The following is a 19401-nucleotide window of genomic DNA, read 5'->3' as shown; positions in this document are numbered from 1 at the left end:
TTTTTTGTTTGTCTACTTGCTTAGTTCTCAAACCAACCAACAGGTTCTACCTGTAGATTGATATTAATTTGTTTTACTTCCATAAATTCATCCAACCCAAACGTACCAAGATTGCGTCCGATTCCGCTCTGCTTGTATCCGCCCCATGGAGCTTCATTGTATGTTGGATGGTAGCTATTAATCCAAGTAATCCCCGCACGAAGCTTTTTAATTACGCGCAAAGCTTTTGCTCCATCCTGCGTAAAGACGCCGCCAGCCAATCCATACACCGTGTCATTTGCCAGCTCAATCGCTTCCGCTTCATCCTTGAACTTCTGTACAACAAGCACAGGTCCGAAAATTTCTTCCTGAACAATGCGCATATTCGGCGTAGTATCAACAAAAATCGTCGGTTCAACAAAGTATCCTTTATCAAGGCCATTAGCTGTAATACGGTTTCCTCCGACTACAAGCCGTGCCCCTTCTTGCTTGCCGATCTCGATATAGCCTAGAACCTTTTCCATATGGGCCTCACTCACTAGAGGCCCCATTTCCGTATTCGGGTCATCCCCGAATCCCACACGAATATTCTTAGCCCGCTCTACCATACGTTCAATGAATTTGTCATAAATACTTTCTTCCAAAAGCAGACGGGAGCCTGCTGAGCATACTTGTCCCTGATTACAGAAAATGCCGAATAGCGCATAATCCACCGCCGTTTCAAAATCAGCGTCCGCGAATACAATATTCGGAGACTTACCGCCGAGCTCAAGGGAAATTTTCTTAATGTTTCCTGCTGCCGCTCTCATAATACTTCTACCTGTCACTGTGCCCCCTGTAAAAGCGATCATATCGACTAACGGGCTTTCTGCCAGTTCATTTCCAGCCGTTTTTCCAGGTCCCATTACCATATTAATAACCCCTTTAGGGATGCCGACCTCTTCAATAATTTCAAATAGCTTAATAGCAGTTACAGGTGTAACCTCCGACGGTTTAAATACAACCGTATTTCCTGCTGCAAGAGCCGGTGCAATTTTCCATACACCCATCAATAGCGGAAAATTCCACGGAACAATCAAGCCACATACTCCGACTGGTTCTCTAACGACCATCGCCTGCATCGGATCGGCTACATGATAGGTTTGTCCATCCGGCTTTGTGATCAGACCTGCATAATAGCGGAAGCATGCAGCAGCATCAGCTACGTCAAACCCAGCCTCACGAAGCGGCTTTCCGTTATCCAGCGTTTCAAGGCGAGCGATTTCTTCGGCTTTCTCTTCCAATTTATCAGCAATGGCAAACAAATAGCTGGCACGTTGTACAGCAGGCATTCCAGACCATTCACCCTCGTCAAATGTTCGGCGGGCTACTTCAATCGCGCGGCGGGCGTCCTCAACATCACCGTCTGCCGCTTTGGCAATGACCTCTCCGTTTGCCGGGTTCACAATCTCTCTTACCTTTCCGCTCTGTGCATTTACCCATTCACCGTTAATATACATTTTCAAATCTAGCACATTAGTTAAAACTGTCATTTGTCTTCCCCCCTCTTTTTTTACGATTTAAATTCAGCAATACAATTCTTTATACAAATGCGGTTGACTATCTAAAATATAATTCAGCTTAGGATCTGTTCCTTTCATCAACAGAACCGGAATTGTATGCAATTCTTCTTGATCTGACAACAGGAGATGAGTTTCACCTTGAGCATCTACGAAGACGCTTTCACCCATAAAGTGATGTCTTCCCTCTACCCCAATTCGATTACACAATGCCAACGGTATTTCATTCTCCATTGCCCGACATTGGGTATACAAACGTTGGTGTTCTGTATAGGGAGCCATATTTGAAGTAGGGATAAGGATTAAATCTGCCCCTTTCTTACTAAGAATACGAGCAACCTCTGGAAACTCTAAGTCAAAGCAAGACATCATCCCGATAACGCCAAACTTTGTGTTAAATACAGGAATTTCATCTCCCGGCGTAAAATACACTTGCTCTTCATCATACAGGTGTGTCTTGCGGTATACAGCCTCAATCTCACCACTATCACTGATAAAGGCAGCAGAGATAAAATACTGTTGCTCATACCGCTCAGGAAAAGAAATGACGGTATTCATCTTCAACTTTTTACACAAATGTTTCAAATACGTAATACTAGATCCGTCTCTTTCTTCAGCAGCCTCTTTCAGCCAAGGTCCTATAGAATAGCCTGTTAACGAAAGTTCTGGAAATAATACTAGATCTGAATTTTTTTGCTTTGCTTCGCATAAAAAATGTTCGATTTTTTCAAGATTGAACTTTTTATCATGCAGCTTTGTTTCAATTTGTGCGATCGATAACTGCACTGCCGTATCCCTCCTTTCTTCATAGCCATTATCACTCGCAATTATTATGCCAATTAAAAATAGCATAAATATACTGAATATAGCGCAGATAAGAAGATAAAGGGATGCTTTTTTACATCGGTTACTACTTGTATTTATGTATATCACTTAAGATAACAAAAGGGAAAAAAGCAACGATGCAAAAAAACATCTAGATGTTTTTTTGCATTATCTTCTTTTAATACGCTAAAAAGAGCAGAAAACCTAATAAGTAACTGCCCCCACGTATTTAGGAACAAAAAATATGATAATTCAAAAACGAACGAATTGTTGTTATAATAAGGGCCATAAGAAATGACAATGTTTTTTTACATCATAACTTACTTACATATACATAGGGGTGTGCAGACACTTTGGAAAATAAGCACTACGTAGATGAACATGTCAATCTACTGTTATTTATATCATCAACATATAAAATTAAAATGATTCTTGGTCACCACGAAAATGTTTTTGCCACTTCTATTTCAAACACTCTATCTCTAAATAAAGACGTAACTACTCTCGACTGGGATCGTATTTTCATAGAAAAGCCTAATTTCGACCTTGACGAACAAATACTATTTACAAAGAACGGGCAAAAAATTCTTTTTTCCATTACCAAGATAAGCACAAATGATTTCGAGTTCATTATTTCGCTTACCAACATTACGAAATGCATCAAAATACATATGCAACAATCAGAGATAACACAAAGTACAGGACTCAACAGCGTTGTATTTGTATCGGAAAAGATGCAGGAACTAATGGACATAACTAAAACGATAGCCCATGTTAACTCTACCGTCCTGCTATTGGGTGAATCCGGGGTCGGTAAAAGCTTGCTGGCTCGGGAGATTCATACTTTAAGCTCACGCGCCGCCCAAGCGTTTGTTTCCTTAAATTGCGGCTCCTTACCTAAAGATTTGATTGAATCCGAACTATTTGGTTATGAACAAGGAACATTTACAGGAGGAAATAAAGCAGGAAAAATAGGCTTGTTTGAAGCCGCAAATAATGGAACGATTTTTCTCGATGAAATTGCGGAGCTGCCTTATGATATGCAATCAAAGCTCTTAGACGTACTTCAGGAGGGCACCATCCGGAAAATAGGGGGAGTAAAAGCACAAAAAATCGATGTTCGCGTAATTGCGGCTACCAATAAAAATTTATCTTCATTAGTAGAAAAAAACTTGTTCCGTAAGGATTTATTTTATCGTTTAAACGTAGTTCCACTGGAACTTCCAGCCTTAAAAGATAGAAAAGAAGATATTCCATTATTAATAGATTATTTTCTCGCAAATTTTAACAGAAAATATAATCAGCATAAGATTATTAGTGAATATAGTAGGGCAAAGTTAATGGAATATGATTGGCCCGGAAATATAAGGGAGTTAGAAAATATAATCGAACGAATGGTTGTAACAAATACAGAAATGGTCATTGAATCTTTGCCAAAAGATAAAACATTGTCTGCTTTTGAGGAAAATACAGTTGAAATCAAAGGAATCCTTCCTCTTAAAGAGGCAAAAAAATTAGTAGAGAAAGACCTTGTCTTAAAAGCCTACAAAATATATGGGAGTACATATAAAGCGGCAAAAGCCTTGAAAGTAGACCAATCAACAATTGTCAGAAAGCTGCAACAATACAACGAGATATTGGAGTATGATGATGTGTAATGAGGAGAAAAAGTATGCGTCAAATTAATGTGGCCTTAGCACAAGTAAAATGTTCCTTATCAAATAAAGAGGAAAACGTAAGACGGATTATTGAATGTATTGAGTCTGCTGGTAGAAAACAAGCAGATTATATACTTTTCCCTGAATTGTATACGTCGGGGTCCTTTATGCATGAGAATATAGTCCACCTAGCTGAACCGCTTAAAGGAAAAACCATTACAGAAATTTGTAAATATGCACAAAAACATAACGTTGGAGTCGTTTTAGGATTTCCCGAAATCGAAAACGCCAAATTATTCAATACAGCTGTTTTGATTAGTAAACAAGGAGAAATTATAGGTACGTACAGAAAAATTCATTTGTTTGAAATTGAAAAAAACATTTTCGAGCCTGGAGTGGATTGCCCTGTATTTAAACTGCCTGAAGGCAAAGTAGGGATTATGATCTCCTATGACATCGAATTTCCTGAAGTAGCCCGCATTTTAGCCATTAAAGGTGCGCAATTCATTCTTGTTCTCGGGGCAAATAAATTTCCCAGTCATCCTTACCAAGACGTTTATTTAAAAGCAAGAGCATTGGAGAACCATGTTTTTGTTGCGATGGCGAACAAAGTCGGGCTGGAAAGCAATGCTTTATTTGTTGGTGAAAGCTCTCTAATCCATCCTCTAGGAAAAACCATTCATAAATGCAGCAATAATGAAGAGCTTCCTGTACTTTCAATCAATATAGAGGAAACGGATATAGCACGGGGTAACCTAGATTACTTAAAAAATCGAAGACCCACTCTATATGCAAAGGAAGATAATCACTACACATAGATTTTACAAAAAACAGGGAGGCAAATAACTGATTGCCTCCCCTTTTCACATATATCTTATAATCCGAAAGAAACAAACTTTGTTTCTAAAAACTCTTCCAATGCGTAGTAACCGCCTTCACGACCGATCCCACTTTCTTTATACCCGCCAAACGGAGCTTGTGTCTGCGTCGGCGCTCCGTCATTGACCCCGACGATTCCATATTCAAGAGCTTCTGCCATGCGGAAGCAACGGCTGTTGTTCTGCGTATATACGTACGCGGCTAGTCCATAATCGGAATCATTGGCCTGTTGTACGACTACCTCTTCCTCCGTAAATGGAATGATAGGAACGACCGGACCAAATGTCTCCTCACTATAGATTTTCATCTCTTTCGTAACGTTTGTCAGTACGGTCGGTTCGCAATAAAAACCTTTGGCGTATTCGCCTTCTGTCAAACGCTGTCCTCCATAAGCGATATGTGCGCCTTTCTCTCTCGCATCTTGAATATGATCGAGCACTTTATTCAGGCCTTGTTCATTGACCAATGGACCGATTTCTGTATCCTTTTCCCGTCCGTCCCCTACTTTAGTCCTTCTCATCCTTTCTACAAGCTTATCCGTAAAGGTGTCGAGCACCGACTCGTGTACATAGAGACGGTTCGTGCAGATGCACATTTGACCGGACGTTCGGAACTTGCTTTCAAATAATCCCTGAACTGCTGCGTCCAAATCCGCATCTTCAAAAATAATAAACGGCGCATGACCACCCAATTCCAGGCTTACCTTTTTAACCGTTTGGGCCGCTCCTTCCATTAATAGCTTCCCTACTCGCGTCGAGCCAGTAAAAGTAATTTTGCGCACCTTTTTACTAGCCGTAAATTCTTGACCAATTAACTCTGGATTTCCAATAACCAGATTGACTACCCCTTTTGGAAAACCGGCTTGTTCAATTAATTCAAACAGACGAACTGCACTAAGCGGCGTGCTTTCTGCTGGCTTTAATACGACCGTACAGCCTGCTGCCAGAGCTGGTGCGATTTTGCGTGCGACCATATTTACCGGAAAATTCCATGGCGTAATAGCAGCTACTACACCTACAGGCTGTTTCATTACCATGATTCTTTTATTCGGAACAGAAGAAGGAATGGTTTCCCCGTATACCCGTTTCGCTTCCTCGGCGTACCACATAAAGTTATCTGCAGCGCCAAGCACCTCTCCTTTCGCTTCGCGAAGAGGTTTACCCATTTCAGCTGAGATAATCCCTGCCAGTTCGTCTCTATGCTTGCGAACAAGTTCATAAAGGTTATATAAATACTTGGAACGTTCACGCGCCGTCAGACGAGACCAACCAGCAAATGCCTCATTCGCGGCCGCAATGGCTTTTACCGCGTCCCTTCCATCTCCAAAGCTTACAGCCCCGACCTGCTCCCCCGTCGATGGATTCATTACCTCTATTCGTTCTCCACCTTCAGCCTCTACCCATTCTCCATTGATAAACATGCGTTTTATTTCTGCCATGTAAAACAACTCCTCTCTTTTGTCTGCTATTCGTGCATCATATCGGCTTTAATGCTTCAAAAGGATTTTTACAATGTTTACAATATAAAATGCTGCGGCAAGCGGCTGGACCGAATAGATTATCCATCGTCGTATAGGGAGAGCCACAGTAAGGACAATCCACCTTCCACAACTCCCCTGCTTTATGGTGAAGGGGAGGCGGTGCAATGCCGAATTCACGTAACTTTTCCCGTCCTTGTTCACTTATGCGATCAGAAGACCATGCAGGCTCAAAAATAAAATCAACCGTCACTTTTTGTACACTGTCTACAGCCTGTACTTGCTGCACGATAGCTTTCCTCATAATATCAAGGGCCGGACAGCCAACAAATGTAGGTAGCACTTGCACAGCTACATTCCCGTTCTCGATGCTTACTTTGTGGATCATTCCCATCTCTACCATGCTTACAGGCGGAATCTCCGGATCTTTGACTTCCTGCAACGCTTTCCATATGATTTCTTCTGTCAGTAAATCCTGCTGCACCATACGCCTCTCCTCCTCTTACCAGTTTGCAGCCGGGTCCAGACGATACACTTCCGATAATGTAGCAACAGCACGAGCCATATCTCCGGTATGCTGGCCCGCCCGTCCGCTTGATTGCATAGGTTCTGGCTTGCCCAGCCATGTAAACCCGTATGATTCGAGCGCCTGCCGCGCTTTCTCCAGCCAGCGCTGTGCCAGTAACTCTTCACCCTCAATAAGTCCGAAGCGTACCATCTCTTTTCCCTTTGGACCGAATGTATACAGGTCAGCCACATCTGTCCATACTTTTTCAAGCGCCTGCTCCATTCTCTTGTGGCTTTCTTCGCTGCCGTTAGCTAAATGCTCCATCCATACTTGCCAGTGATACAGATGATAACGAAGTTCAGTCATCATTTTTTTCGCAATCACGGCCAATGGCTGGTAAGAAGAGCGATGCAGAGATTCTAACCTTACGAGCTTAAACAATTCATACAGATAGAAGCGGACAATCGCATATGCCCAGTCATATTGGGGGTCTTCCATATAATGACCTTCTCCGTTAGCCCGTTCTACCAAAATAGCGTTACGAAACTCATCTGGACTTCGCAGATGCGCCAAATCATCCGCCCTCCCCGCTCCTAATTCCTCCAGCATTTCATAAAACATAACTGAATGCCCCATCGTATCTTGGGAAATGGAAGAGAATGCGACATCTTCTTCAATGTGAGGCGCTAAACCTAGCCATTCGGAGCCTCGATGCGCCAATACAAAATCATCATCAGCCAACTGAAACAATAGTTCTTGCAAGGCTGTGAGATATTGTTCATTTCCTTTGGCTTCCTCTGCCGTTGCTATACGAATACCTTCCACCATGCCTCTCTCCTCCTGTCTACTTTACTTCACTCTGTTTCTCATACTGTTCTTTATGGTAACGCCACTTCGACGGTAACTCTCCGTACCCTTTTGTTTCGCGATACGCTTTATTATCCAGACGTTCGAGGTATTGACGTTCTTCCGGAGGCAGTACGTATATGTCCTCGCGTTTTACTACCCAGATGTTTACTACAGGCTCTCGCCGCAAAAAATTCTCGCGTGCCATGGTCATCGCTACTTCATGATCCGATGCCAGCAAGCTGAATTGATGCACAAAACCGGATGTAGGATTCTTTTGGCTGAACACTTCATATATGGAAAACTCTTTTTTGTCATGTAGCCGGCTTTTCATTTTGTTTCCCCCTATACCACTTCACGTTGATTGCCTAAAAGAGCATCACGGACCCATTGCGTCTCCTTGTACGACATCGTTCGCAGCTGCAATCTCTGCTTTGAACGCGGCCCGTTTCCTTTGACGATTTGCTTGAACGCTTCCCAATCCGGCTGCTGGTACTGCCATTTCCCTTCTGCTTCATCGAAACGAATGGTGTCATCAGGGAGGGTTAATCCCAGATGAAAAATCCGCGGAACGTATTTGTTGAAGAAAGCCTGGCGCAACTCTTCATTTGTCTGGGTACGAATTTTGTACTGCATATTACGCTGCTGATTGCTGGAAATACCCCCGTCTTCCGGTGGTCCAAAGAACATCAGCAAGGCCGGCCACCAGCGATTGACGGCATCCTGCAGCATGTTTCGCTGTTCAGGTGTTCCTTCCGCAAGTGTTAATACAATGCTTTCTCCATGCTGTGCATGGAACTTCTCCTCGGCACAGATGCGGTACAGCGCACGTGCGTACGGAGCATAGGAGGTATCCAACGACATCGTCTGTGTAATGATAGCGGCTCCATCAACCAGCCAGCCAATGACACCCGCATCAGCCCAGGTAGGCGCCTCCATATGGAAAACATTATGAAACTTAAGCCTTCCGGTAAATAAGTCATCCAGAAGATCCTCACGTGTTTTTCCTAGCGGTGCCATTAAATCTTCGGCAACCCGGATTAACAGTTGTCCATGCCCCATTTCATCCTGCACTTTTGCCATAATCGCCAGTTTGCGGCGTAGGGTGGGCGCTTTCGGCACCCATTCCTTCTCCGGCAACGCGCCCATGATTTCGCTTACACCGTGCATGGAAATGAGTTTAATAAGCTGTTGGCGGTAATCATCTGGCATCCAGTCATCCGCTTCAATTTTGTCACCGCGTTCAATTCGCTCCAGGAATTCATCCATCTGTTCGTTATACATCTCTTCATTGTTTTTTTCATACTGATTTATCACGTTAAGGCCCCCTCTCAGCTTCTCGATACGTTTTACTTTTTAGAACATGTAGCGGTTAACACTATTAATAATACGAATAAATTATATATCGTTTTTATAACGTTATAATAACATAACGTCATATTAATCTGTCAATACAATTGTGCAAAAATATAAAAAAAACTCACAGGCATTACCACTCGCTTGCTTTACAACAACATCTACTTTCTTATCCGCTAAAGAAAAACCCCCTCTTCCTATTTGTTAATAAGAAGAGGGGGTTTTCAGTAATGTTATTTATCCTGTACGGGAACCGGCTCATAAATTTGTTCAAAAAAGCGGATAGCCCCGGGATTTAATAAATCATAATAGCGGTTAAAAAGAAGGTCGGCTTTTTTTCCTAACCATAAATCAGGTAATAACTCTTCAGGCAAATCCGGATCGATAAATAAAAATTTCCGATAATGATGCACAAGCTTCGTTTTCGCTACAAAGCAATCACTGTCTGCAACGTCTTTTTTTTGTTTCATTTTTTTCTTCAATGCTTCGTACTCAGGCTCATATAATTCAATAAATTCCTGGTAAGCCCGGTTCATCTCGTCTAGATTCCAGCATTTCTCCACAAGCTTTTTCGGCTCACTCCAGCCGACATGCTCGGCCATAAACACTTCTACATACTCCGTTATTCCATATGATAACGTAATATCCTTTACCCGTTCCGTTAAGTCATTCGGGCTTATCCATGTACTGGTCGTCAGCATTCCAAATCCGAGAAAAGTAAGCTCCTTACGCAACTGATCTCGTAGGTTCCGCTGACTCTCAGGGATATTATAACTGGTAATGCACCACTTTCCGTTCCACCCTTCGGCTTCTACCTTATAAATCCGTGCAGCCGCTTCATCCAGTCGTTTCTGTCCGCGGGGAGACATAGAATAATAGCTTCGGTTACCGACTTTTGTGGATTCAAGCCAGCCTTGTTTCTGCATGCGGGATATGGCAGCACGCACCGCTTGTTCGGACAAGCCAAATTCACCAAGTAAGCGCGTTAGACTTCCTACCCATATTTCACTTCCATAATGCCGTACGTATTCGCCGTAGATGGTAAATAACATTGATTGCGGTTTCACAAGTCATGGGCACAGACAACTCTACGTTTCAAAACGAAGAGCCATACGCCCTCCCTCCTTTCCAATACACACAATTTTGTTCTGCAGGCAAGTAAGTACCGTTATTATAGTAGAGCAAAAAAATAACGTCAATCACGCCCCTTAGTGAAAATTGGTATTCTTTTCGGTACGTATGCTATGATAGAAGATGAAAAAAGGGCAACGAACGCCTGAAAAGGGAGAGCATAAGACATGGCATCACTTTCGTCTAACCATTTCGATCATTCACTAACACTAAAAAGAACGTATCCTTTCGAAAAATATATAATTAATGTTCATAACGATAGCAGCACAGCTAATCAGCTGGTAAGCTGGCAATTTCCGAACGGCCATATCGTCCAGTTGGTTTTTTTCACTGACGGAAAGGCAGAACTGTTTTCACTATCCCCTTCGCTCATCCTTCCCGAAGAAGGGGAAAACGGAACGTTCTATACGGATCAAGAAATCGAGCTATTTTTAAGCCACGTAAAGCGGGCAGAAAAAAACTAAAGAACAAAGCCACGACATTTATCTTATTGTCGTGGCTTTGTTCTTGTTTACACCCGTTCAATAATAGTGGCGATTCCCTGTCCTACTCCGATACACATGGCAGCTAACCCGTAGCGGGCTTCTCTTCGTTCCATCTCATATAAAAGCGTAGTCAAAATTCTCGCGCCACTGCAGCCGAGCGGATGTCCTAGCGCAATCGCTCCTCCATTCACATTGACTTTGTCCATATCAATGTTGAGCTCTTGCACACTGGCTACCGCCTGGGCGGCAAAAGCTTCATTCAGCTCAAATAAATCGATATCATCGATAGTTAAACCTGCTCGTTTCAGTGCTTTATGTGTAGCTGGTACAGGCCCGATCCCCATAACGGAAGGATCAACCCCTGCTACAGCAGATGCGACAATTCTGGCTCTCGGCTTTACGCCAAGCCGGTTTGCCGTTTCTTGTTCCATTAACAGCAAAGCTGCTGCTCCATCATTTAGCCCCGATGAATTTCCTGCCGTAACAGTACCGCCCTGTTTAAAAGCTGGCTTAAGAGAAGCAAGCCGCTCCATTGTTGTTTCAGGACGCGGATGCTCATCCTGATCGACTACGGTTACTTCTCCTTTTCGCCCCTTGATTTCAACCGGTACAATTTCCTCAGAAAACGCTCCTTTCGCAAGCGCACGCGCATACTTCTGCTGGCTAGCCCACGCGAATTCATCCTGTACTTCCCGGGAAATACCATACTGCTCTGCCACGTTTTCTGCTGTTTCCCCTAACGAAATCGGAGGATATACGGCAGCTAGTGCATCATTAACAAGCCGCCAGCCCAGCGTAGTGTCATGCAACTGCTGATTGCCTCTCTGATACGCTTTTCCAGGCTTCATCATAACGAGCGGCGCCCGTGTCATGCTTTCCGTTCCTCCCGCCACATATATGCTGCCCTGTCCCGCTTTAATCGCATTTGCTCCCTGATTCACAGCTTCCAATCCGGAACCGCACAGACGATTCACGGTTACACCAGGAACCGTTACAGGCAACCCAGCCAATAGCAAACACATTCTGGCAACGTTTCGATTATCTTCTCCGGCTTGATTCGCGCAGCCAAAATACACATCTTCTATCGATTCGGGAGAAATGGGGTTTCGCTCCAACAGCTTTCGAATGACAATAGCTCCCAGATCATCTGGGCGTACGTCTTTCAATGCGCCCCCATATCGGCCAATCGCCGTTCTTGCCGCATCGACAATTACAGGTGTTCCCATCTCGCTCTCTCCTTTTTCGTCTTATAATGCTTCCACCAGTGTAGCCAATCCTTGCCCGCCCCCTATACAGAGAGAGACAATGCCATACTGTTGGCTTCGCCGACGAAGCTCGTACAGAGTAGTTGCGAGTAACCGTGCTCCGCTTGCACCGAGCGGGTGCCCCAGAGCGATCGCTCCCCCGTTTACATTCGTCTTCTCCATCGGCAACCCCAGCTCACGGATACAGGCCAACGCCTGCGAAGCAAAGGCTTCATTCAATTCAAATACATCGATGTGGTCGATAGACATTTTCATATCGTTTAACAGCTTACGAATAGCAACAACCGGGCCGATCCCCATAACATCTGGGGCCACACCGCCGCAGGCAAAATGGACAATACGTCCAAGCGGCTTCATTCCGTACTCCTTCACCTTTTCCTCACTCATAAGCAGTACAGCCGCTGCTCCATCATTAATGCCTGATGAATTTCCGGCTGTGACAGAACCATTTTTGCGAAAAGCAGGCTTTAGCTTCCCTAATGCTTCTATCGTTACCTCCCGGCGTGGGTGCTCATCCTGCATAAATACAACAGGCTCGCGCTTCGGGCCGGGAACGGTAATCGGAACAATTTCCTCTGCAAATATACAGTCATCTATTGCTCGAATCGCCCTGCGCTGACTTTCCAGAGCAAATACATCTTGATCCTGTCGACTAATGTCGAATCGTTCTGCCACATTCTCCGCCGTATCTCCCATGGTTAAATCCCCGTATAATGATACCGGAGCCGAACGAGGGCCACCGAAAGATTCCATGAGTGTTTGTTCTCCACGTTGATATGGCTGGGGAAACTTCTCTAAAATATATGGCGAGCGTGTCAAATTCTCTACGCCACCCGCCAGCATAACATCCGCATGGCCCGCTTGAATGGACTGTGCAGCAAGATTAATCGCTTCAAGCCCGGAAGCGCAAACTCGATTTACAGTTAAACCGGGCACAGATTCCGGCAAGCCGGCCTTCAATAGCCCCACTCTGGCAATATTAATAAAAGGGCCTGCAGAAATGACATTGCCCATAATGACTCCGTCGACTTGCTTGCCAGAAATCCCCGCACGCTCTAGGACTCCATTCATGACACTAGCTGACAAATCATCCATCGGTACGTCTCGCAGGCTTCCACCCAATTTCCCAATGGCTGTACGGGCACTCGCAACAACATACACTTCCCGTCTCTGTCCTATCATGGCTGATAAACCTCTTGTTTTTCATAAGAATAAAAGCCGCGGCCGCTTCGCACTCCTACTCTACCAGCCAATACTAGCTTTCGCAGCAATGGAGCCGGTCGGTACCGTTCCTCTGCAAGATCCCGGTGCAAGCCTCTTATAACAGAGAACACCTCATCCAGGCCGATGCGATCTCCCCATTCCAGCGGTCCGTATGGATAATTAGTTCCTTTTTTCATGGCAATATCGATATCCTCAGGCGTAGCTGTTCCCTCCATTACAGCAAACACTGCTTCATTAATAATAAGAGAGAGAATCCTTGGAAAAACAAGACCAACTTCATCTTCAACGATTTCAACCTCTTTGCCAAACGAGACAAAGAAGGAACTTGCCTGTTCAATTATAGATGGAGCCGATTGCAAGGCAGGGGCTACTTCAAACAACGCTCGCTCCACCAAAGGAACAAACGTGCCAAAGCCACATACTCTCTCCGGATATTCTGTCCATGACGCCACTTCTGTCGTCGTAATCGCAAGCGAGCTTGTCAAAATGGGAATATTCGCCGGAAGAAGTGTATCCATTTGCTTAATTGTGCTTTTCTTCTTAGCCAAATCAAGATTGTTTACTTCCAATGCCAATCGGACTTCATGCTTATATTCATCGAGCTGTTCAAGCGAAACAACACGGTAGCTATCGCTTTCCAGCAACTGCTTCAGTTCAGGGTACAGGGAGCTCGTACCTGCCAGCAGAACAGTCTTATTCGCTGTACTCATAGAATCCCTCCCCACTCTTTCTTCCTAAGCTACCCGCTTGTACCATGCGTTGTTGAATGCGGCTTGGCTTAAAGCGTCCTTCATGAAAAAAGTTTGTATATACTGATTCTGTCGTAGCAAAATTAACGTCAATGCCTATCATATCCTGTAATTCAAAAGGTCCCATTTTGAATCCGCCTGCTTTTTTCATAATAGTATCAATCTGCTCGATCCCGGCCCCCTGATCCCCGATAATACGCAAAGCTTCATTATAGTAGGGACGAGCTACACGGTTTACAATAAAACCTGGCGTATCGTTTACAAGCACTGGTGTCTTTCCTAGTTCTTTTGCAAATTGATAGACCTTCTCTATGTTTTCATCACTTGATTTTTTTCCACGAATGATTTCGATTAAAGGCATGACGGGAGCGGGATTGAAGAAATGAAAGCCAACAATGCGTTCAGGCTTCTTTATGCCCCCTGCAATTTCTGTAATTGAGATGGATGATGTATTCGTCAGTAAGAGCGTATCTTCACGACATATCTCCGCCAGTGAAGAGAAAACCGATTTCTTCAATTCCAATCGCTCCGGTACAGCTTCAATGACAATGTCGCAAACATGCAGCTTTTGCATATCTGCGATCGGAAATATGCGTTCGTACGTTTCTTCTTTTTGACGTTCCGTTATTCTTCCCTTGTTCACATCTTTTGCAAGCATAGACCCTACATACGACTGTGCTTTTTCCAATACTGCTTGATTCATATCAAGCAAAAGAACTCGGTGTCCCTGTCTGGCGCAAACAAGGGCAATGTCCGCACCCATCGTACCTGCACCTATGATTCCGACTTGAGCGTGCGTCATATTATTCTCTCCTTTACTTCCCTGTAAACACCGGCTTCCTTTTTTCAAAGAAAGCCTGAACACCTTCTTTATGGTCCTCTGTGCCCCCGGCAATCTCCTGAGAAAGTGCTTCATATTCCAGCGTTTCTTCTAAATTCATCTCCAGCCCTTTGTACATCGCTCGCTTAATCAATCCCATTCCTGTCGTAGGCAATGCAGCCAGCCTGGACGCATATTCCATGACTTCCGTTTCAAAATTAACTGCCGGAAAAACTTTGTTTACCAATCCAATACGGTAGGCTTCCTCGGCGGACACTTTCTCACCCATTAACGCCAGCTCCAATGCTTTTCCGATCCCGACAATTCGGGGAAGAAAATAACATCCGCCGGAATCAGGCACCAATCCGATATTAATGAAAACATTGGAGAAGGAAGCTTTTTCTGACACAAGGCGCATATCGCAAGCGAGAGCCAAGCTCATACCCGCTCCGGCCGCCACCCCATTAACGGCTGCAATAATCGGCTTTTCAGTTTGTCGGAGCTGCATAATTAATGGGTTATAGCGTTTTCGAAGAAATCCGCCAAAATCCACATCTCCTCCCTCTACCTCAGCTAGATCCTGGCCTGCATTAAAGGCTCTACCTGCACCTGTTAGTACGATGCATCGAACCATCGGGTCTTTCCCCGCTTTTTTTAATGCATCAAGCAGCTCTTTATGCATCTGCTCAGTGAATGCGTTAAATTTATCGGGACGGTTCATCGTAATTTTTGCGACTCCCTCAATCGATTCGTACAAAATCGTTTCATACATATGCTTATCCCCTACCTTCCAATGAAATTCGGCTGGCGTTTCTCTATAAACGCTTTCATTCCTTCTGTTTTATCTTCGCTTGCAAACAGCAGATAAAAACAGTGACGTTCATAATCCAGACCTTCATCCAACGGATAATCAACTGCTTTTAGAACCGACTTTTTAATCAAACGAGCAGCGACGGGAGGCTGTGCGGCAATTTTGCACGCGATTTTCATTGCTTCTTTAAAGTAGCTTTCGACTGGCACGACCTTATTAATGAGTCCATAGCGCAACGCCTCCTGCGCCGAAATCGGTTCACCTGTCAGTAGCATTTCCATCGCCTTGACCTTTCCTACCGCTTTTGTCAATCGCTGCGTACCACCAGCTCCCGGCATCACTCCTAGCTTAATTTCTGGCTGGCCAATCCGTGTCGTTTCGGAAGCAATAACAACGTCACAGTGCATCATCAATTCACAACCGCCTCCAAGCGCAAACCCGCTCACTGCCGCGATAATCGGTTTCGCCACTCTCGCAATGCGATCCCATACGGCAAACTGGTCCTTTACTAACATTGGCACAGCAGCTTCATCTGCCATCTCACCGATGTCTGCTCCTGCGGCGAACGCTTTGTCATTCCCCGCAAGAACAATGGCGCGGATAGATGCATCCCTGTCCATTCGCTCCAATTCTTCAACCAATTCGTCAATGAGCTTCAAGTTTAATGCATTTAACACATGTGGCCGATTTAATATAATAATGCCTATGTTCTCTTCCTGTGATATCTTGATATGTTCATAAGACATCCTACCGCCTCCTTCCTTATCCTGAAACGGTGCTACGCTAGCACAGTTTTGCTGCGATTATCCACGATTCGAATCGCTTTTCCATCACTGCGCGGAATCGTGTTCGGCTCATTAACACGTAAGACAACGGACACGCCCAGGGCATTTTTCATTTCATGACCAATGGACTTCATTAATCCGGCTGCCGCGTCGCTCTCTTCCAGCTTGCCCGTCTGACCGATGAATTCGTCCGTCACTTCACAGTGCACTTCGAAACGATCAAGCGCCCCGTCGCGTTCGATTACAACTTGATAATGTGGAGCCAGCTGCTTGAAGCCTAACAATACGGATTCAATCTCGGTCGGAAATACGTTTACACCGCGAATGATAAGCATATCGTCTACCCTGCCTTTAATTCGGGACATTCTTGCGGTAGTTCGGCCACAAGTACATTTCTCAGGGTGCAAGGAGGCGATATCGCCCGTACGGTAACGAATAACCGGAAACGCTTCTTTCGTTAAAGAAGTGAATACCAGCTCCCCTTCTTGTCCGTATGGCAAAGCCTCTCCTGTTTTCGGATCCACGATCTCTGCCAGGAAATGGTCTTCCGCAATATGGAGTCCGTCTTGCGCCTCATGGCATTCAATGGAAACGCCCGGTCCCATGACCTCGCTTAGTCCGTATATGTCAACAGCTTTAATGTTAAGCGCTTGCTCCAATTGCACCCGCATCTCCTCTGACCATGGCTCGGCCCCGAAAATACCGTACCGTAGGCTTGTCTCTCTGGGATTTAGCCCCATCCGCTTCATTTCTTCTACAATGTTCAATACATATGACGGCGTACCCGCAATACCGCGGGGCTGAAAATCCTGGATTAGCGTAATTTGACGAGGCGTATTGCCGCCTGAAACCGGAACGGCCACCGCTCCCATATGTTCGATCCCGTAATGCAGGCCCAGACCTCCTGTAAACAGCCCGTAACCATACGCATTATGGAAAATGTCACCAGGATTTCCTCCAGCACAGCAGAGCGCTCGTGCCACGATCTCAGCCCAGTTCTCTATGTCTTTTTTCGTATAGCCGACAACGGTCGGTTTCCCTTTCGTCCCGGATGAACCATGAATGCGGACAATCTGATCCGTACCTACAGCAAAAAGGCCGAACGGATAATTTTCCCGAAGATCCGTCTTTTTCATGAAGGGCAACCGTTGCATATCTTCTAACGATTGAATGTCCTCTGGTGCAATGCCCGCACGATCAAATGCTTCTTTATGAAATGGAACGTTTTTATAGGCATGCTTTACGGTTTGCTGAAGTCTTTCCAGTTGGATTTTTTGCATATCCTTACGTGCCATCGTTTCTATTTCATGATTGAATATCATTCTTCTTCCTCCTCAACCGAATGTAAGTCATCACTTCTTTGTTTCCGCTTACAAATGCGGACAGGAACACCTTGATCATCCGAAACGATTATTCCCCTTGAAATATCGGCTTTCGTTTTGCACTGAACGCTTCGAGCGCCTCGACACGATCCTTTGTAGGGATAATGACTTCATATGCTTTCGATTCGATAGCCAATCCGGTCTGCAAATCCACACCGTTTCCTTTATCAATGGAGTACTTAGCTTGATACACGGCAAGTGGAGCGTTAGCAAGAATGTCGTTTGCCATGGATTGCACCTTGGCATTCAGTTGTTCGAAGTTCTCGGCTACACCGTTGAGAATGCCGTATTCAAATGCTTCTGTTGCACATATTTTCTTTGCTGTTAAAATCAACTCTTTTGCTCTAGAAGGCCCGATAAGCTTCGATAGTCGCTGTGTGCCTCCAGCTCCGGGAATAATTCCTAAGCTTACTTCTGTGAGTCCCATTTTAGCCTCCTGCAAGGCATACCTGAAATCGCAGGCAAGCGCAAGCTCGAATCCACCACCAAATGCAAAACCATTTATGGCAGCGATGGTAGGCTGCGGGATTCTCTCCAGAGCAGAAAATACATCTCGGATCTTCCTTACATTACGACGGACTTGCTGTTCGTTTAATGTACGCCGTTCTTTGAGATCAGCACCCGCACAGAAAGCACGACCTTCTGCTGTCACGATTACTACACGAATCTCTTTCATTTGCTGCTCGATGGTCTCAATTATCTCTCCTAAGCGAACGAGCGTTTCATAATTAAAAGCGTTTAATGCATTCGGTCGGTTCAATTTTATCGTGGCAATATGTCCGTCCCTCTCCAGTGTGACGGTTTGTTGTTCCATCTTTTCTCTCTCTCCCTTCCCCTAAAAACTATAATGGGGGTGTATTTATCCGAGCATACGTGCCTGAGGCAATAGCGACCAACGTGCCGTCGTTTGTACTAACTTCCGCCTGCATCACGATGATTCTTTTTCCTTTCTTAACGACCCTGGATTCTGCGATAAGCAGCTCTCCTTTCGCCGGTGACAAATAGCTTACTTTGTTTTCTACGGTCACGCATTGCTGCACTCCATTTATATGAGGGGCAGCTCCATGGCCCATAGCTACATCCGCAAGTGTGCCGGTAACGCCACCATGAACAACTCCATCGATACTGTTATACAGTTCCGGACGCACTTTCAATACAGCTCTGCAGCCGTCTTCATCATTTCGCTCGATTTCAATGCCTAAGTAGTGGTTAAAACGATTATTTGATTTGTATGGCATTGCACTCACTCCTACATATATCTGACTTAACGTTATTTATATAGAAAGGAGCCTCCTGAACAATCCGGGTAGCCCCTCTCTGGCAATAACACGCTTGCTGGCGTTATTTTCTTTTCTTATAGAACCTCGGCAAAATGCATGGATACGATTTTCCCGGCAAAGCCCATCAAATCTCTCGCAGCAGCCTTTCCTTCCGGTGATGTCATCGCTGCATTCAGATCTTCCTTGTTGTCGAAATACATCTCAGCCAGCAAATGAAGATTACTTTCTCCCATCGGTGCCCCATACACCTTATTTACTTCCAGTTTTCTGAGACCTGGCATCTTTTCTGCAAGCGGTGTATGCACGTTAAAGTAATGCTCGTCGAATGTATCGGTATTTTCCGGTTTACGATAGATTGCAACTAATTTGACCATGTTAGGAC

The 19401-nt window shown here is 44.8% G+C and carries 21 protein-coding genes; 3 read left to right on the top strand and 18 right to left on the bottom strand.

Annotated elements, in window-relative coordinates; translation table 11 throughout:
- Positions 1 to 20: 20 nt before the first annotated feature.
- Both AF333_RS14440 and AF333_RS14435 read right to left on the bottom strand, forming a co-directional pair.
- On the bottom strand, positions 21 to 1493 hold the full coding sequence (locus AF333_RS14440) for an aldehyde dehydrogenase family protein (protein ID WP_043064294.1): 1473 nt from the start codon (positions 1491 to 1493) through the stop codon (positions 21 to 23).
- A gap of 51 nt (positions 1494 to 1544) precedes the next feature.
- Positions 1545 to 2324: a carbon-nitrogen hydrolase family protein gene (locus AF333_RS14435; protein WP_043064177.1), complete on the bottom strand. Its 780-nt coding sequence runs from the start codon at positions 2322 to 2324 to the stop codon at positions 1545 to 1547.
- Between the two features lie 464 nt (positions 2325 to 2788).
- Between AF333_RS14435 and AF333_RS14430 the strand changes: the two genes are divergently transcribed.
- Entirely contained in the window at positions 2789 to 4021 is a 1233-nt protein-coding gene (locus tag AF333_RS14430) for a sigma-54 interaction domain-containing protein (protein ID WP_043064293.1), read from the top strand.
- A 14-nt stretch (positions 4022 to 4035) separates the two neighbouring features.
- Positions 4036 to 4839 (top strand): carbon-nitrogen hydrolase family protein, encoded by an 804-nt coding sequence (locus tag AF333_RS14425; protein WP_043064176.1) that lies wholly within the window; start codon positions 4036 to 4038, stop codon positions 4837 to 4839.
- Positions 4840 to 4895: 56 nt separating this feature from the next.
- Here the strand turns inward: AF333_RS14425 and AF333_RS14420 are convergent, their stop codons facing one another.
- The 6 genes from AF333_RS14420 to paaX all read right to left on the bottom strand — a co-directional run bounded on the left by AF333_RS14420 (position 4896) and on the right by paaX (position 10154).
- Complete coding sequence (locus AF333_RS14420) at positions 4896 to 6338, bottom strand: NAD-dependent succinate-semialdehyde dehydrogenase (RefSeq protein WP_043064175.1); 1443 nt, start codon at positions 6336 to 6338, stop codon at positions 4896 to 4898.
- Positions 6339 to 6375: 37 nt separating this feature from the next.
- Positions 6376 to 6864, bottom strand: coding sequence for a 1,2-phenylacetyl-CoA epoxidase subunit PaaD (paaD, locus tag AF333_RS14415; RefSeq protein WP_043064174.1), 489 nt, complete (start codon positions 6862 to 6864; stop codon positions 6376 to 6378).
- A 15-nt stretch (positions 6865 to 6879) separates the two neighbouring features.
- Positions 6880 to 7713, bottom strand: a complete 834-nt coding sequence (gene paaC, locus AF333_RS14410) for a 1,2-phenylacetyl-CoA epoxidase subunit PaaC (RefSeq protein WP_043064173.1) — start codon at positions 7711 to 7713, stop codon at positions 6880 to 6882.
- Positions 7714 to 7729: 16 nt separating this feature from the next.
- Entirely contained in the window at positions 7730 to 8065 is a 336-nt protein-coding gene (paaB, locus tag AF333_RS14405; protein ID WP_043064172.1) for a 1,2-phenylacetyl-CoA epoxidase subunit PaaB, read from the bottom strand.
- 11 nt (positions 8066 to 8076) lie between these two features.
- Positions 8077 to 9015 (bottom strand): 1,2-phenylacetyl-CoA epoxidase subunit PaaA, encoded by a 939-nt coding sequence (gene paaA, locus AF333_RS14400; protein WP_043064292.1) that lies wholly within the window; start codon positions 9013 to 9015, stop codon positions 8077 to 8079.
- 305 nt (positions 9016 to 9320) lie between these two features.
- Positions 9321 to 10154 (bottom strand): phenylacetic acid degradation operon negative regulatory protein PaaX, encoded by an 834-nt coding sequence (gene paaX, locus AF333_RS14395; RefSeq protein ID WP_043064171.1) that lies wholly within the window; start codon positions 10152 to 10154, stop codon positions 9321 to 9323.
- 231 nt (positions 10155 to 10385) lie between these two features.
- Between paaX and AF333_RS14390 the strand changes: the two genes are divergently transcribed.
- The gene (locus tag AF333_RS14390; protein ID WP_043064170.1) at positions 10386 to 10682 is read left to right on the top strand and encodes a hypothetical protein; all 297 of its coding nucleotides are present in this window, start codon (positions 10386 to 10388) and stop codon (positions 10680 to 10682) included.
- 47 nt (positions 10683 to 10729) lie between these two features.
- On the opposite strand, the gene AF333_RS14385 is transcribed toward AF333_RS14390, so the two are convergent.
- The 10 genes from AF333_RS14385 to AF333_RS14340 form a co-directional block, all read right to left on the bottom strand.
- Positions 10730 to 11929: a thiolase family protein gene (locus AF333_RS14385; protein ID WP_043064169.1), complete on the bottom strand. Its 1200-nt coding sequence runs from the start codon at positions 11927 to 11929 to the stop codon at positions 10730 to 10732.
- 21 nt (positions 11930 to 11950) lie between these two features.
- Positions 11951 to 13150, bottom strand: a complete 1200-nt coding sequence (locus AF333_RS14380) for a thiolase family protein (protein WP_043064168.1) — start codon at positions 13148 to 13150, stop codon at positions 11951 to 11953.
- Positions 13147 to 13902 carry a 3-hydroxyacyl-CoA dehydrogenase family protein gene (locus AF333_RS14375; RefSeq protein WP_043064167.1) on the bottom strand — a complete coding sequence of 252 codons (756 nt, stop codon included), beginning with the start codon at positions 13900 to 13902 and terminating at the stop codon, positions 13147 to 13149. The genes AF333_RS14380 and AF333_RS14375 overlap by 4 nt, the downstream gene beginning before the upstream one ends.
- Positions 13886 to 14743: a 3-hydroxyacyl-CoA dehydrogenase NAD-binding domain-containing protein gene (locus tag AF333_RS14370; RefSeq protein ID WP_043064166.1), complete on the bottom strand. Its 858-nt coding sequence runs from the start codon at positions 14741 to 14743 to the stop codon at positions 13886 to 13888. The genes AF333_RS14375 and AF333_RS14370 overlap by 17 nt, the downstream gene beginning before the upstream one ends.
- 13 nt (positions 14744 to 14756) lie before the next feature.
- The gene (locus AF333_RS14365) at positions 14757 to 15533 is read right to left on the bottom strand and encodes an enoyl-CoA hydratase-related protein (protein WP_043064165.1); all 777 of its coding nucleotides are present in this window, start codon (positions 15531 to 15533) and stop codon (positions 14757 to 14759) included.
- An 11-nt stretch (positions 15534 to 15544) separates the two neighbouring features.
- Positions 15545 to 16318 carry an enoyl-CoA hydratase-related protein gene (locus AF333_RS14360; protein WP_043064164.1) on the bottom strand — a complete coding sequence of 258 codons (774 nt, stop codon included), beginning with the start codon at positions 16316 to 16318 and terminating at the stop codon, positions 15545 to 15547.
- Positions 16319 to 16350: 32 nt separating this feature from the next.
- Positions 16351 to 17679: a phenylacetate--CoA ligase PaaK gene (gene paaK / locus AF333_RS14355; protein WP_043064163.1), complete on the bottom strand. Its 1329-nt coding sequence runs from the start codon at positions 17677 to 17679 to the stop codon at positions 16351 to 16353.
- Between the two features lie 88 nt (positions 17680 to 17767).
- A complete protein-coding gene (locus AF333_RS14350) occupies positions 17768 to 18553 on the bottom strand; it encodes an enoyl-CoA hydratase-related protein (protein ID WP_043064162.1) in 786 nt (261 codons plus the stop codon).
- A gap of 28 nt (positions 18554 to 18581) precedes the next feature.
- The gene (locus AF333_RS14345; protein WP_043064161.1) at positions 18582 to 18977 is read right to left on the bottom strand and encodes a PaaI family thioesterase; all 396 of its coding nucleotides are present in this window, start codon (positions 18975 to 18977) and stop codon (positions 18582 to 18584) included.
- Between the two features lie 116 nt (positions 18978 to 19093).
- Positions 19094 to 19393, bottom strand: coding sequence for an EthD family reductase (locus AF333_RS14340; RefSeq protein ID WP_043064160.1), 300 nt, complete (start codon positions 19391 to 19393; stop codon positions 19094 to 19096).
- Positions 19394 to 19401: the final 8 nt, after the last annotated feature.

Source organism: Aneurinibacillus migulanus (assembly GCF_001274715.1).
Classification (GTDB): domain Bacteria; phylum Bacillota; class Bacilli; order Aneurinibacillales; family Aneurinibacillaceae; genus Aneurinibacillus; species Aneurinibacillus migulanus.
This window is presented reverse-complemented; position numbering and strand designations above follow the sequence as displayed.

Bases quoted from the DNA above. Each gene is read 5' to 3' on its own strand.
- AF333_RS14430 (WP_043064293.1), top strand. From the start codon at position 2,789: ATGATTCTTGGTCACCACGAAAATGTTTTTGCCACTTCTATTTCAAAC.
- AF333_RS14425 (WP_043064176.1), top strand. From the start codon at position 4,036: ATGCGTCAAATTAATGTGGCCTTAGCACAAGTAAAATGTTCCTTATCA.
- AF333_RS14420 (WP_043064175.1), bottom strand. From the start codon at position 6,338: ATGGCAGAAATAAAACGCATGTTTATCAATGGAGAATGGGTAGAGGCT.
- paaD (WP_043064174.1), bottom strand. From the start codon at position 6,864: ATGGTGCAGCAGGATTTACTGACAGAAGAAATCATATGGAAAGCGTTG.
- paaC (WP_043064173.1), bottom strand. From the start codon at position 7,713: ATGGTGGAAGGTATTCGTATAGCAACGGCAGAGGAAGCCAAAGGAAAT.
- paaB (WP_043064172.1), bottom strand. From the start codon at position 8,065: ATGAAAAGCCGGCTACATGACAAAAAAGAGTTTTCCATATATGAAGTG.
- paaA (WP_043064292.1), bottom strand. From the start codon at position 9,015: ATGTATAACGAACAGATGGATGAATTCCTGGAGCGAATTGAACGCGGT.
- AF333_RS14390 (WP_043064170.1), top strand. From the start codon at position 10,386: ATGGCATCACTTTCGTCTAACCATTTCGATCATTCACTAACACTAAAA.
- AF333_RS14385 (WP_043064169.1), bottom strand. From the start codon at position 11,929: ATGGGAACACCTGTAATTGTCGATGCGGCAAGAACGGCGATTGGCCGA.
- AF333_RS14380 (WP_043064168.1), bottom strand. From the start codon at position 13,150: ATGATAGGACAGAGACGGGAAGTGTATGTTGTTGCGAGTGCCCGTACA.
- AF333_RS14375 (WP_043064167.1), bottom strand. From the start codon at position 13,902: ATGAGTACAGCGAATAAGACTGTTCTGCTGGCAGGTACGAGCTCCCTG.
- AF333_RS14370 (WP_043064166.1), bottom strand. From the start codon at position 14,743: ATGACGCACGCTCAAGTCGGAATCATAGGTGCAGGTACGATGGGTGCG.
- AF333_RS14365 (WP_043064165.1), bottom strand. From the start codon at position 15,533: ATGTATGAAACGATTTTGTACGAATCGATTGAGGGAGTCGCAAAAATT.
- AF333_RS14360 (WP_043064164.1), bottom strand. From the start codon at position 16,318: ATGTCTTATGAACATATCAAGATATCACAGGAAGAGAACATAGGCATT.
- paaK (WP_043064163.1), bottom strand. From the start codon at position 17,679: ATGATATTCAATCATGAAATAGAAACGATGGCACGTAAGGATATGCAA.
- AF333_RS14350 (WP_043064162.1), bottom strand. From the start codon at position 18,553: ATGGAACAACAAACCGTCACACTGGAGAGGGACGGACATATTGCCACG.
- AF333_RS14345 (WP_043064161.1), bottom strand. From the start codon at position 18,977: ATGCCATACAAATCAAATAATCGTTTTAACCACTACTTAGGCATTGAA.
- AF333_RS14340 (WP_043064160.1), bottom strand. From the start codon at position 19,393: ATGGTCAAATTAGTTGCAATCTATCGTAAACCGGAAAATACCGATACA.